The sequence below is a fragment of the Methylobacterium sp. UNC300MFChir4.1 genome (assembly GCF_900110155.1).
Taxonomy (GTDB): Bacteria; Pseudomonadota; Alphaproteobacteria; order Rhizobiales; family Beijerinckiaceae; genus Methylobacterium.
In genome coordinates this window covers 1-13052 of sequence record NZ_FOCS01000029.1, presented here as the reverse complement: position 1 = coordinate 13052, position 13052 = coordinate 1, and the positions used below count along the sequence as shown (strand labels likewise).

11 protein-coding genes are annotated in these 13052 nt (G+C 72.1%); 4 read left to right on the top strand and 7 right to left on the bottom strand.

Features of this window, described 5'->3' with window-relative positions; genetic code table 11:
* Positions 1-25: 25 nt before the first annotated feature.
* From BMY19_RS26180 to BMY19_RS26160, 5 genes are all read right to left on the bottom strand, one after another.
* Positions 26-538, bottom strand: coding sequence for a hypothetical protein (locus BMY19_RS26180; RefSeq protein WP_100253416.1), 513 nt, complete (start codon positions 536-538; stop codon positions 26-28).
* A complete protein-coding gene (locus BMY19_RS26175) occupies positions 535-1926 on the bottom strand; it encodes a hypothetical protein (protein ID WP_100253415.1) in 1392 nt (463 codons plus the stop codon). The genes BMY19_RS26180 and BMY19_RS26175 overlap by 4 nt, the downstream gene beginning before the upstream one ends.
* A 161-nt stretch (positions 1927-2087) precedes the next feature.
* Positions 2088-3422, bottom strand: a complete 1335-nt coding sequence (locus BMY19_RS26170; RefSeq protein ID WP_100253414.1) for a hypothetical protein — start codon at positions 3420-3422, stop codon at positions 2088-2090.
* Positions 3419-5512: a caspase family protein gene (locus tag BMY19_RS26165; protein ID WP_100253413.1), complete on the bottom strand. Its 2094-nt coding sequence runs from the start codon at positions 5510-5512 to the stop codon at positions 3419-3421. Before BMY19_RS26165 ends, BMY19_RS26170 begins: the two co-directional genes overlap by 4 nt.
* Before the next feature lie 279 nt (positions 5513-5791).
* Positions 5792-6049 (bottom strand): hypothetical protein, encoded by a 258-nt coding sequence (locus tag BMY19_RS26160; RefSeq protein WP_020094549.1) that lies wholly within the window; start codon positions 6047-6049, stop codon positions 5792-5794.
* A gap of 767 nt (positions 6050-6816) precedes the next feature.
* On the opposite strand from BMY19_RS26160, the gene BMY19_RS26155 reads away from it, so the two are divergent.
* From BMY19_RS26155 to BMY19_RS26140, 4 genes are all read left to right on the top strand, one after another.
* Positions 6817-7869, top strand: a complete 1053-nt coding sequence (locus BMY19_RS26155) for a hypothetical protein (RefSeq protein ID WP_100253412.1) — start codon at positions 6817-6819, stop codon at positions 7867-7869.
* Between the two features lie 50 nt (positions 7870-7919).
* Complete coding sequence (locus BMY19_RS26150) at positions 7920-8324, top strand: lysozyme inhibitor LprI family protein (RefSeq protein WP_244526956.1); 405 nt, start codon at positions 7920-7922, stop codon at positions 8322-8324.
* A 42-nt stretch (positions 8325-8366) separates the two neighbouring features.
* Positions 8367-8687, top strand: coding sequence for a YbjQ family protein (locus BMY19_RS26145; RefSeq protein WP_020094546.1), 321 nt, complete (start codon positions 8367-8369; stop codon positions 8685-8687).
* A 101-nt stretch (positions 8688-8788) separates the two neighbouring features.
* Positions 8789-9235: a lysozyme inhibitor LprI family protein gene (locus tag BMY19_RS26140; RefSeq protein ID WP_100253411.1), complete on the top strand. Its 447-nt coding sequence runs from the start codon at positions 8789-8791 to the stop codon at positions 9233-9235.
* A 339-nt stretch (positions 9236-9574) separates the two neighbouring features.
* On the opposite strand, the gene BMY19_RS26135 is transcribed toward BMY19_RS26140, so the two are convergent.
* Together BMY19_RS26135 and BMY19_RS26130 are read right to left on the bottom strand one after the other, a co-directional pair.
* Positions 9575-12016, bottom strand: a complete 2442-nt coding sequence (locus BMY19_RS26135; protein WP_100253410.1) for a PAS domain S-box protein — start codon at positions 12014-12016, stop codon at positions 9575-9577.
* Between the two features lie 330 nt (positions 12017-12346).
* On the bottom strand, positions 12347-13052 hold a 706-nt coding region (locus BMY19_RS26130), incomplete at its 5' end, for a flagellin (protein ID WP_280141646.1).

Here is a 13052-nt window from a genome sequence, read left to right as displayed (position 1 = left end):
GCCTGCCGGCTCGTCCGACGGCTCGTCAAAGCAGGAACACCGCGCAGGCCGGGTCGCGGAGCATCCGGCCCATGAGGGCCGCGTCCGGCACGGCCGGGTCGAGGGCGAGCACCGCCGCGCCCTCGATCGCCGGACCGAGGTCGAGCCGGACCGTCTCGTCGCCGAGCCACGCCTCGATCACCCGCGGCATCTGCCCCGACTCGCCGCGCAGGACGAGGAGCGGCGGTGCGCCGTCCGCGGCCTCGAGGATCTCCAGCGCGTAGGCGCCGACCCGGCGCCGGAGAATCGTGCCGTCCGAGGCGGCCGCGGCGAGTGGCGCGTGGGCGAGCGCCAGGGCGCCGAGCATCGTCCGGTAGCGCCGGGCCGTGGCCGGGTCGCCGCGGATCGCCCGCACCGTCGCGAGGTCGACCGGGCCGTCGGGCGCACGGGTCGCGTGGGCCCAGAGCCCCGCGTGGTCCGGCCGGGCGGTCGTCGCCGCATCGCGCACGAGGGCGCGGGCCGCGTGGATCTCGGCGAGGAGCCGTGCCGCGTCGCTCACGCCGCGGCCTCCCCGGCATAGGCCGCCGCGAACGCGACCGCGAAGATGTCCCGATCCGCCGGGAACAGCGCGTCCAGCGGCCGGTGCCGGGCGAGTCCGTCGAGCGACCGCTCCAGGTCGGCCGCCGCCTCGGCGAGGCGCAGCAGCGCCGGTTCGGCGGCCGCGAACCCGGCCGAGAGACCGGCCCGATCATCGAAGCCGGCGCGGCGGACGCGGCGCAGGTCGGCCTCGGCGGCCTCCAGCGCCGCCCGCACCGCCTCCGGCAGCGCGTCGCGATCGGCGATCCGGAGGGCCGCCGCGATGCGCAGCATCCGGCCGAGATGGGCCGCGAGCAGTCCCGCGCGCGTCCGGAGTTCGGCGTAGCTCTCGGCCTCCAGGCAGGTCGCCCGCTCGGCGATGGCGGCGCCGCCGCCGCCGCGGCGCAGGCGGTTGGCGATGCCCGACTGGACCCGGCCGAAGCTCACGGCGCGGAGCGTCGTCAGCGGGCGGGTCCGGTGGTAGGGCTCGAGGCGCAGGAAGTCGGCCAGGTCCTCGCGCTCGGCGCCGGTGAGGATCTTCGGGCCCTCCGGCCAGTCCGCCAGCAGGGTCGCCAGCGCCGCGGCGGGTTCGGCGGCCGCGAGATCGCCCAGGGCCGCGTCCAGCCGCTCCTCCCAGCCCGCGTGGGCGTCGAGGGCGGCGGGGGCCGCGAGGGCGTCGAGGCCTTCGAGGAGGCGGCCGGCCGCCTCGAAGGTCACGAAATGCTCCGCGACGATGCGGAAGCCCGGCCGCTCGCCCGTCGCCATCTCGGCGCGCCAGAAATCGAGGATGTCGTCGTCCGCGACGGACCGGCGGCCGCCCAGGAAGGTCAGGAGCGCCCGGAAGCGCCGCTCCAGCGGCGCCAGCGGCAGATGGGCGTTCCGGTAGGCGGCGAGATGCCGGGCCAGCCGCTTGGCCAGGATCGCCGCGCTTTCCGCGTCGGGCGCGGCGGCGAGTTCGTCGAGCCAGCCCGCGACGGTCGCGAACTGTGCCAGATCCTCGGCGGTGAGCACGAACTCGGCCAGCGCGAGGAGCTTGGCGAGCCCGGCCCAGCCGGTGGACCAGGCGGTGCCGAGCACGGGGCCGCGGTCGTCGACGGCCGGGCCGCCGCCGAAGCGGGCCGCGAGGGCGGCCGGTCGCGCGAGGCCCGGGTCCAGGGCGAGGGTGATGAGATCGCGCCCGTCGCGGGCCCCGGCCGCCTCGGCCAGCGCGGCGAGGGCGTGGGTGAGGTCCCACAGGGGCTTGTCGCGGTTCGGGCGCACGGCACCCGTGACCACGCGGGCGAGCCAGGCACGGTCGGCGCGGGAGAGATCGCGGCCGTCGCCGACGTTGGCGAGGTCGGCCGCGCAGCGCTCATCGTATCCGCCCGTCATGCGCCTCCCGGTCGCGGGCTGCCACGCAACCCCTTGTGATCGTTCGATTCGCCTTATGGTTACCTCGCGACCGGCCATCCGTCGACCTCCGGCGGCCATCCGGGCGCCACCCGTCTGCTCTGGGCGGCCCAGACGCGCTTCTGATCCCGTCGCGCTCCGGCTCAGCGCACCACGACGCGCGCGGCGGCCTCCGTGACCCCGGGCGTCGCCCGGATCCGGTCGAGGAGGTCCAGCACGTCCGGGGGCTGCAGGAGACGCGCCTCGCCGTCGGCGCCCGGCGCCGCCGCCAGCCACCGCGCGGCGAGCTCCGGCGGCAGGCCGCCCGGCACGCCGAAGCAGGCGAACAGGTTCTCGAAGGGCTCCCCCGCGACGATCTCGTCGAGGCCGTAGCCCCGCGGATAGCGCCGCGAGTCTCCCGGCTTGAGGGCCAGCTGCGAGGCCGGGTTGTCGCGCACCGGCAGGGCGACGAAGGCGGTCTCGTCGGCCGCGACCACCCAACAGTACAGGTTCTGCGCGACGCGGGACTCGATGCGCATCTCCAGGCGCTGACCGGCCGCGAACGGCGTGGCGGCGGCCGCCACCGAGAGGCGGCCGGCATCCGTGCGCGCGGTGGCGGCGAGGTGGTCCAGGAACGGCCGCGGGACGGGATCGCAGCCGAGCCCCTCCGTCGCGATCCGGCGTCGCCCCGTCGGGGCCAGGACAGCGCCGTCGCGCTGGAACTCGACCTCCATCCAGGATTGCCGGTCGTGGTCCGTGCGGAAGCGGCCGCGTGCGGTGACGGTGCCGGCGCAGGCGGTGCCGGGCGGCCGGCGGCGCACGTCGAGGCGCGCGCCGCGGAGCACCCGGTTGGCCGAGCGGGCCTCCGCGTCGAGGGCGATGACGAGGCGGTCCGTGAGGGCGCCGGCGCAGGTGGAATGGCCGCCTTCCGCCACGAACGGGCAGACCTCGACGGCGCCGGCATTCGGTGCGGCCTGCGCGAACGCCTTCACCGCACCGTCCATGACCGCGTCGACGTCGGCGACGCCGGCGCCGACGTGGATCGGCACGACCAGAGGGTCGCTCGTCGCCTTGCAGGCGGCGCTCTGCGTCACGGCCTGGAGCCGGAGGGAGGCGGTCTCGCCGGCCCGGCGGGGCTCGACCAGGAACACGGCCGCGTCCCCCGCGAAGGCGGACCGGATCTGCGCCTCGGCCTCCGCGCCCGAGAGGCCCGTCGTGCCCTCGCGCAGGGCCTTGATCCGCACGACGTCGGCCGCCGCCGCCAGCCTGACCCGGCCGGTCGCCTGGAGCCGCGTCTCGACGGCGAGGCGCACCTCCTCGGATTGCTCGCGCGACAGGGCCGTCTGGCCGGGCTCGACGCCGACGACCGCGAGCGTCAGGTCCGGCCGGCCGGCGCAGGCCGCCACCGCGTCGAGAAACGGTGCCAGCGCCTGCGTCGCGGGGTCGGCGCGCGCCGCCGCCGGGGCGAGCAGCAGCGCGGCGAGGAGGAGGCGCCTCATTCGGTCTCGTTCGCCCGGGCGTACTGATCGAGGGCGCGGACGAAGACCGGATTGAACCGCCCGTCCAGGGCACCGGTGTAGTAATCCGCGTCCTTGATGGCGCGCTGCACCGAGCGGATCGTCTCGGGCTTGAGCTTCTGGGCGGCGGTGTCGGTCGCCGAGACGGAGGCGGCGCCGAGTTCCCCGTGCTTCAGCGCGCGCAGGACCATGTCGGCCGAGCGCACGCCGGGGAAATACCGCCCGAAGCCGTTGTCGATCAGCGTCGCCATCGTGGCCATGGCCACCGGGTCGCCCCGGTCCGCCGCCTGCCGGAAGAGATCGAAGCCCTGCCGCAGGTCCTTCGGGAAGCCGTAGGCGCCCGTCGCGTAGTGCGGCACCAGCTTGCTGATCGACGCGACGTCGCCCCCGGCCACGGCGCGGCGATACAGGGCGACCGCCTGCGCCTCGTCCTTCGGGATGCCGTTGCCGTACTCCAGCATCCGGGCGGCATTGGCCAGCGCCACGACGTTCCCGCCTTCGCCCGCCTGCCGGTAGAGGCGGAACGCCTCGGCCTGCTGGCGCTTCACGCCCTGGCCGTTCTCGTAGAGGGCGGCGAGGTTGTTCAGCGCCGAGATGCTCCCGGCCTTGGCGGCGCGGTCGTAAGCGGCGAAGGCCTCCTTGTAGCGGTCGGCCCGGTCGTAGGCGCGGCCGAGCTGGTAGGAGAGCCGGCGCAGGTCCGGATAGGCGGCCGCGGCCCCGCGGCAGGCTTCGATGGCGGCGGCGGGCTCGATCCGGCCGAGCTTCACGCCCGCGACCCCGCTCGGACGGTCGGGATCGTCCGTGCCGGCGGCGAGCTCGTCGCAGCGCTTGACGCGCGGATCGGCGCTCGGGTTCTTGCCGCCGAGATAGCCCTCGGCGAGGCTGCGATAGGCGCAGACCTCGCCGCAGGAATCGAGATAGGCCTGATATTGCCGCTGGGTCCCGAACTTGGCCCAGTTCTCCTGGTCGATCGCCGCCGCGTCCCGGCGCCGCCCGGCCAGGAGCCTGTCCATGGCCTGAGGCCGGTACAGGCAGGTCTCGCCGCAGGCGCCGATATAGGCCTCGAAGCCCTCCCGGGTGCCGAGCGCTTCGGCCCGCCGCCAGGCCGCCTCGTCCCGGATGGCCTCGACCCCCTTCGCGACGGCCGCCACCGGCAGGGAGGCCTTGAGGACGATCGGGGCCTCGTCGATCTCGGGTACCTGCTCGCGGCCCGACGCGCGGCGGGCCGCGTCCTCCACCTCGCGGCGGAGGTAGCGCTTCAGCTCCGTCCACTGCACGAGCCCGTCGCCGTCGCCCTGATGGTCGCGCGCGTCGGCGAGGCCCGACACGCCCATCAGGAACCGGCTGGTCAGCAGGCCGAGCTTGTTCGCCTCGTCCCAGTTGGCCGGTGTCGCGCCCGATGTCGCCACCAGCCGGACGATGCCGCCCTCCGTCTTCGGCCGGGCGGGCGCGAAGCCGGGCGCGGACACCGCCAGCAGGCTCTCGCCTCTGCGGCCGGTCTCGCCTGTGAAGCAGGCATCGACCATCACGACGAGCTGGTGGTCGGCGCCGATCTTGCGCTTCACGAGCTCGAGGTTGCGGTACAGGGTCTCCAGCGCGTACCCGCTCTCGCCCTGGTTCGGGTTGCCGTCCTCGGGCAGCAGGAACGGCTGCTTGGTGGCGAGATCCGGGACGCCGTGACCGGAATAGTACACGAAGACGTTCGAGCGGCCCTCGCGCACGCTGCGCCAGAGGCGGCCGGATTGCGGATTCCGCTCGGTGCCGAAGACCTGGTTGAACTCGTTGAGGGTCGCGTCCTTCAGGAGGAAGACGTTGCTCTGGCGGTAGCCCAGGCGCTCGATCAGGTAGGCGCGGATCGCCTCGGCATCGTTGTGCGCGTAGTCGACAGGCACGGTCTGCTTGTAGCTGCGGTTCCCGATCACCACCGCCACGGCATCGGCATTGTCGGCGAAGGCTGCCGGATCCGGGGCAGCCCTGGCCGGCGCGAGCGGGGCGAGGCAGGTCATCCCGAGTAGGATGAGCGCGGTGCGGGCGGCCCGCCGCAGCGCGGATACCGGGTTGGCTCTCGGCAAGCGCGTTCTCCTGTCCGGGTCGCGGCCCGGTTTCATCGTCCTCGGAGCGGGGCGCGCCCGGTCGGCACGCGCGACAGGGTTATCCGCTGGAGGATCGGGAAACAATCTCACGGTGTGAGCGCGGCCGGTCGAGGCGGGCTCCGCGACGATGCGGATGACATCGGGGGCACAGGTGCCGGTGCGGGGAGCGGGCATCTCAGCCCCAGCCGAGATACGCGACGATCAGGCTGAGGGCGGCGAGGTGGAGCGGCGAGAGGGCGGTCAGCATGGTCTCGCTCCTCACGGCAGGTAGAGACCGCGGCCGCAGCGGCGGGCGCGCCGCGCCTCGAAGTAGCCGGTGTAGCGATTGTAGACCTCGACCGTGCGGTAGACGCAGTAACGGCCGGAGTTGCGGCCGTTGTAGTAGACGCCGCCGTTGTCGAGATCGACGCCGAGGAACTCCTGGTTCCCGTGCTGCGGCGCGGCTTCCTGGGCGAGGGCGGGACCCGCGGCGCAGAGAAGGCTGGCGGCGAGGACGAGGATCTTGGTCTTGGTCATCTCGGGTCTCCCTGGTCGGGCGGTGGATCGTCCGCCTCGACAGGGGCATGGGTCGGCCAGACGCGGTTTCGTGCGGCCGGCGCGGTGTGACGCGAAAAATTTCTTCCGACAGGCGCGGCCGAGATGGCGTCGGTCGTCCGGTAAGCGCCCGACGGCGGCGGTGCCCGTCGCCATCGACGGCAGGGTCACCCCGATCAGCCTTGACCCACAGGACCGTCAGCGCGCTCCGATCGAGAGCGACGCGGGCACTGCGTTCTGTCCAGAACACGCGACGCGACGGCGTCGAATGCTCATCATCAGCCGCAAGCCACCCCGGCTTACTGAACCGGTAACACTATTTCTCACGATTCGTTGACCCGGGATCGGAGAGGGGTCAATACAGCGTCCGCTGATCGGTGAGAGCCTGCTCGATGGACGGCGAATACTGTTAATGGCTTCTCTTCATCTGAGAGGTATTCATGAAATCTCTCGTCGAGGCGTCGGCTACGCGCGTGGCAGACCGGATCGTGCTCCCGACCGCCTGAGGGTGGACTGGCTCTCGCCGCCGACCGCCCGGATCCGGTCCACCACGCCTGCGCGACCGTGCGCGGACTGCAGAGCTGTTCTCGACGCCGATGCGGATCGCGCGCGGTGTCGACTCGGAAACGACATCTCCCGGGGCCGACATGTGCCAGGTGTTTCAGCATCCTCCGCGCTCAGCTTGCCTGACCGTCCGTCCTGGGGACCATCACACCCGATCGGTCTCGGCTCTCCTCGGCGTCGGGATCGTGAGCGCGGCCTTGCTCGGCCCGGCGATGTCGGCGCGGGCCGACGATGGGCCGAGCTACGGCGATGACCGACGCGGCATCTTCCTGCCCTTCCTCAACGCGCCGCGACCCGGCGACGCCATCACGAAGTCCCCGCGCCTCGGCCTGTCGTTCGGCGGCGAGCCTCGTCCGGTGCTCGTTGATACCGGTTCGACCGGCATCGTGGTCTCAGCCGCTCGGATTCCAGACAACGAGAGCCTGCCGAGCGAGCCCGGACGGCTGACCTACTCGAGTTCCGGCCGGATCATGGTCGGACGCTGGGTGCGCGTCCCGGTTTCCATCGTCGGCCGCGATGGAGCGAGCGTGGTCACGCAGCCCATCCGGGTCCTCGCCGTCGACCGGATCGACTGCACCGCGCGCGCTCGCAGCTGCACGCCCGAGGTGGCGCCGGCCCACGTGGCGATGATGGGGATCGGTTTCGGCCGCGAGGACGACAGCCAGACGCAGAGCACGCCGGACACCAATCCGCTCCTCAACGCGGAGCCGCCGGGACCCGGTTCGGTGCACCGCGGCTACGTGCTGACCCGACGCGGCGTGCATGTCGGCTTGACGCGCGCCAACACGCGCGGCCGCTACCGCTTCGTGAAGCTCGACCCGCACCCGCACGTGCCGGGCGACTGGCTCGGCGTTCCCGTCTGCATCACCGTCGATGGCCGTGAGCCCGCTGCCTGCGGCCGGGGGCTCCTCGATACCGGTGTCACCGGCATGTTCCTGACGCTGCCGCCGTCCCAGGTCGCCGACAGCCTCCGGGCCGATGCGGGCGATCACGCCATGCTCCGCCCGGGAACGCGCCTCGGCTTCCAGTTCGGCGACGCGGCCGGCTACGCGATCGATGTCGGCGACCGAGCCGCGCCGCTCGCTCCCGAACGCATCGTCCTCAACACGGTGCGCCCGCAGCCTTTCGTCAACACGGGGCTGCATGTCCTGAACGGCTTCGACGTCCTCTACGACGCCGACCGCGGCTATTACGGCTTCCGGGCCCGCGACGCACAGTCGGCGTCCGACGACCCGTGATCTGCGCATCGGCCGCCGTGTCGTCCGCCCTCTCCCGCACCGAGTCCGCCATGCTGCGCAACGCCTTTCTCACTGCCGTGATCCTCGTCCCGACCGCCGGATACGCGGCGGAGGTCGATTGCGGCGCCTCCGCGAACCAGATGGACGCCAACACCTGCACGGCCCAGGAATTCGACCGGGCCGATGCGGAGCTGAACCGCCGCTACGCGACCCTGCGCAGCAAGCTCGACGAGAACGGCCGACGCAATCTGGTCGCCGCCGAGCGCGCCTGGATCGCCTTCCGCGATTCCGAGTGCAACCTGCGGACAGGCTTCAACACGCTGACGCCCGACAACAACGGAAGCATCGCCCCGATGCTTCTGGGCGCGTGCAAGATCACGCTGACGCGCCAGCGGATCCAGGACCTGGCAGCCCAGATCAAATGTCCGGGCGGCGACCTGTCGTGCTCGCCCTGACTGCCTCCCGTCTTTCCCGACCACCCGCCTGAGCGAGCTGCCATGATCATCGTCACGACCGAGAACATTCCGAACTACCACGTGCGCGAGGTCCGCGGCCCATGCTTCGGCGCCGTGGTGCACAGCCGCGGTGCGGTGGGCAATTTCACCGCCGGACTGCGCAGCATCATGGGCGGCGAGATCAGCGAGTACAGCCAGCTGATCGAGCAGGCGCGGTCGCAGGCGATCGACCGCATGGCGCAGAACGCGGCGCAACTCGGCGCCAACGCCGTCGTCATGATGCGCTTCGATACGGCGGACACCGACCAGTCGATGATGGGCGTCGTCGCCTACGGCACCGCCGTGGTCGTCGAGGCACGCTGAGGTCGCGGCCCAAGCCGCATTCCGCTCCGACTCGCCGTCACCCGCCGCGCGCAGGACCCCGCAGCCGGGTCGATGCGACGCGCGAACCGGATCTTAGAGCCATGAATCACAAGCGCCCACGCCTGCTGCAGGCCTCGGCCCCCGTCCTTGCCGGGCTGCTCGCCAGCCTCGCCGTGCCGACGACCGCCCGAGCCGACCAGCCGTCCGCGAAACTCTGCCTGACCGAGACCTCCACGCCGGGCACGACGGCGTGCATGACCCGCGCCCTGCAGGAGGCCGACGCGAAGCTCAACGCGGCCTACAGGAAGGCGATGTCGGTGATCGATCACGACGACCGCACGCCGGACCCCGACGCGAGGGCACTCTGGAAGACGCGGCTCGAGCGGGCGCAGCGTGCCTGGATCGCCTTCCGGGACGCGGATTGCGGCGACCTGACCGACAGCGAGTGGGCCAACGGGAGCGGCGCGAACGCGGCGCTGCCCGCCTGCCTCTACGACAAGACCGTCCAGAGGACGGCCGACCTTCTGAGCCGCTACCCGCTGCATTGAGAAGCGGCGCGGCATCGCCAGGGGCCCGTCGCGAACCGGTGAACACTTCGGTTCCGCCGGAAGCTCCTCCGGCCCCGATGCAGTCCTCGTCCGCTTGCGGACGGGCGGCCGTCCGGCGCCCGATCTCACCCCGCTTCGATGGGACCGGGAGGACGCGGCGCCGGCGGCTCGGCCGGCGGGTCCCCGTCGGGCGGTGCGGGCTCCGGCAGCGGATCGTCGATGGGAGGCAGCGGGTCGTCTCCGGGACGCGGCGTATCCGACGACATGGTGCGGTGTCCTGTCCGAATCTTCGGGCGGTCGGGGACGTAACGCGCGTCGGTCCGGTCGGATGCGGCCTCGTCAGCCGAAGGTCAGCGCCGACCGTTCCCGGAGCGCCCTGCGCAGGGCCCGGCTGAGGTCGGCCACCGAGTAGGGCTTGTGCAGGAGCTCGAAGCCGTCGGTGCCCTCCGACGCCAGCACGTGGCTGTAGCCGGAGGTGAGGACGACGGGCAGGTAGGGACGACGGCGCCTGATCTCCCGGGCCAGATCGACACCGTTCATGCCCGGCATCACCACGTCGGAGAAGACGATCTCGATCTCCTGGCCGTTCGCCTCGATCGTGGCGATGGCCGCCTGCGCGTCCTTCACCCAGACAGCCCTGTAGCCGAGTTCCACGAGGGCTTGCCGGGCGAAGGCGCCGACCTCCTCGTTGTCCTCCACCACGAGGACGGGCGTGCCGTGACCCTCGGCGAGCGGCTCCGGCTCGTCCGGCACGCCCTCCTGGACCTCCGCCTGCTGGGACCGCGGCAGGAACAGCGTGAAGGTGGTCCCGACGCCGACGACGCTGTCGACCGCGACGTCACCGCCCGACTGCTTGGCGAAGCCGAACACCTGGCTGAGGCCGAGGCCGGTGCCGTGGCCGACGCCCTTCGTCGTGAAGAACGGTTCGAAGATGCGTTCGAGGAGGTCCGCTTCGATGCCCGAGCCGGTATCCGAGACCGACACGGCCACGAAATCGCCGGGCACGGCCGGATGCGCCCGCAGCGCCGGGATCCGGTCCGCGCGCCGCACCTTGATCACGAGGCGGCCCTCGCCCTGCATGGCATCGCGGGCGTTCACCACGAGGTTGACGAGGGCCGTGTCGAACTGGCTGGGGTCGGCATCGACGTGGCAGCGCAGCCTGCGGCCGTCCGCGTCCGTGCCGGCATCCGTGTCGGTCGCGACGTGGATGCGCGCGCCGGTCAGCGTGCCGACCATGTCGGCGATGGCGGCCACCGACTGCACCACGTCGAAGATAGACGGTCGGAGTGCCTGCCGGCGCGCGAAGGCCAGCAACTGGCTGGTCAATCTGGCGGCGCGGTCGACCGTGTCGGCGATGGCGTCGACGTAGCGGCCCCGCCGATCCTCGCTGAGGCCCGGTCGCTTCAACAGATCGGTCGACGACTTGATGACGGTCAGCAGGTTGTTGAAGTCGTGCGCCACGCCGCCGGTGAGCTGCCCGACCGCCTCCATCTTCTGCGACTGACGCAGCTGCTCCTCGAGGGCGCGGCGCTCCGTGACGTCGCGCCCTGTCGCGTGGAACCGGTCCCCGCGCGCGATGGCGTTCCAGGCGATCCAGCGATACGCGCCGTCGGCGGTCCGGAACCGGACGTCGAGGTCCGACAGCGTGTGGCCGGTCCGCAGCGTCTCGAACGCGCTGGCCGCGGTCTCGCCGTCGTCCGGATGGATCAGGGTATCGATGCGGATGCCGACCAAGCTGCTGGCCGGCCACCCGAGTAGCTCCGTCCAGGCCGGGTTGACCGCCTGGCAGGTTCCGTCGAGGGCGCAGACCACGAGAAGGTCGCGGCTCGTCCGCCAGACCAGGTCGTGCTCGATCTTCCGGTCGCGCGTCCGTGCCTCGCGCCGCTCCTCGTCCGCCTGCCGGGCCGCCGGATCCTCGAGAAGGATCGCGACGCGGTTCTGCGTCCCGCTACCGGTCCGCATCGCGCGGACGTCGAGGATGGGTCCCGTTCGCGACAGGGCTCCCTTGAACCGGGCGCTGTGCCCGGATCGCGCCACGTCACCGAGGGTGTCGAACCAGCGTCGGGCGTGGTCCGGCTCGAGCGCGCTCATCCAGCGTCCCGCCGCGGCGCCGAGGCCGGACTGATCCTCGAAGGCGGCGTTGGTCTCCACCACGCGGTAATCCGCGGCCCTGCCATCCCCGTCGAAGCGCAGCTCGACGATGCAGAAGCCCACCCCGTCGTCCGCCCGGGCATGCCGCGGCGCGATGGTCCGCTCGACGGCCTGCGCCTCGCGCTGCCGGAAGCGCGTGAGGTCGAGCTGACTGCCGAAGAAGAACAGCAACTCGCCGAGCGGTCCGAAGACGGGACTGATGTAGAGTTCGTTGACGAAGGTGCTGCCGTCGCGCCGATAGTTCAGCAGCTCGACCACCACGTCGCGCCGCGCGGCGATGGCATCGCGGATGCGGGCGACATCGGCCGGATCCGTCGCGGGCCCCTGGAGGAAGCGGCAATTGCGCCCGATCAGCTCCCCCGCCGAGTAGCCGGAGAGTTCCAGGAAGGCGCGGTTGGCGAAGACGATCGGATTGTCGGGCAGGTTCGGATCGGTGACGATCATCGCCATCCGAGTCTTGTCGGCGGCGGTGAACAGAAGATCGGAGCGGGCGGTGCCGACTCCGGCCAGAGTGGTTGTCGGGGCGGTGACCGGGGCCTGTGACGCGCGCAGGCGCGCGTTCTCCTCAACCAGCGCGCGCTCGCGCCGACGCAGCCGCTCGACCTCCCCCCGAAGATCTTCGATGCTCATGGCCCGGTCTTATCCGGAGCCGCCGCCGCGTCCAACCGCAACCGGCACGCGGATGCGAGAAGGGGGTGTGACCTCTGGTCCCGACAGTGCCGGCGTTGGCCACCGGGCGTTCGGATCCTGCGATGCCGGAAGGGGGCGGGTCCGCCGGTTCCTGACCCGCGATGACCGGCGCGCTGCCTCCACGGGAATCCGGGGGACAGCGGCGGGCTGCGGGCGGTCGTGCCGCCGGGACCGGTCTCTCGCGTTCCGGCCGGATGCGGCCTCGGGACGCCGCGAACGCGAACGGCCGGAGTTCGACTCCGGCCGCTCGGTCGACGCGGTGCGTATCGCTTACCGCAGGAGCTGGAGGACGCCCTGCTGGGCGGAGTTGGCCAGCGACAGGGCCGAGATGCCCATCGACTGGCGGGTCGACAGCGCCTGGGAGTTGGCCGCCTCCTGGTTCAGGTCGGCGTTGGTCAGGTTGGCCGAGCCCGTCTGCAGCACGTTGATCAGCTGCTTGGAGAAATCCTGGCGGTTCTGAACCACCGACAGGTTCGAGCCCAGCGTGCTCGCCGCGGAGTTCAGGGCCGCGCCGGCCGTGGTCAGGACCGCCAGGGTCTTGTTGACGTCGGCGTTCAGCAGGAAGTTGCCGAGGCCGTTCTGGCTGGTCGAGCTGTTCGAGTTGGTGATCGACGACAGGCCCAGGCCGCTGGAGGTCGCGTCGACCGAGGCGACGTTCAGGTTCGAGCTGCCGGTGTCGTTGAACTTGATGTTCATGTCATTGCCCTTGCCGGCAATGAGGTTGACGCCGTTGTAGCTGGCGTCGCTGGCGAGCTGCGTGATCTGGTTGAGCAGGTTGTTGTACTGGTTGGCCAGCGAGGCGCGCTGCGTCACGCCCGAGATCGACAGGTCGCTGGACACCACGGTGCTGGCGGCGGTGCCGTAGGTCGAGGCGGTGGTGGCCGAGGCGGTGAAGCCGAGCGCCGTCTGGCTGCCGGAGTTCTGGAATTCCACGTCCGCCTGGGCGTTCAGGACGATCTTGGTGCCGGTGCTGTCG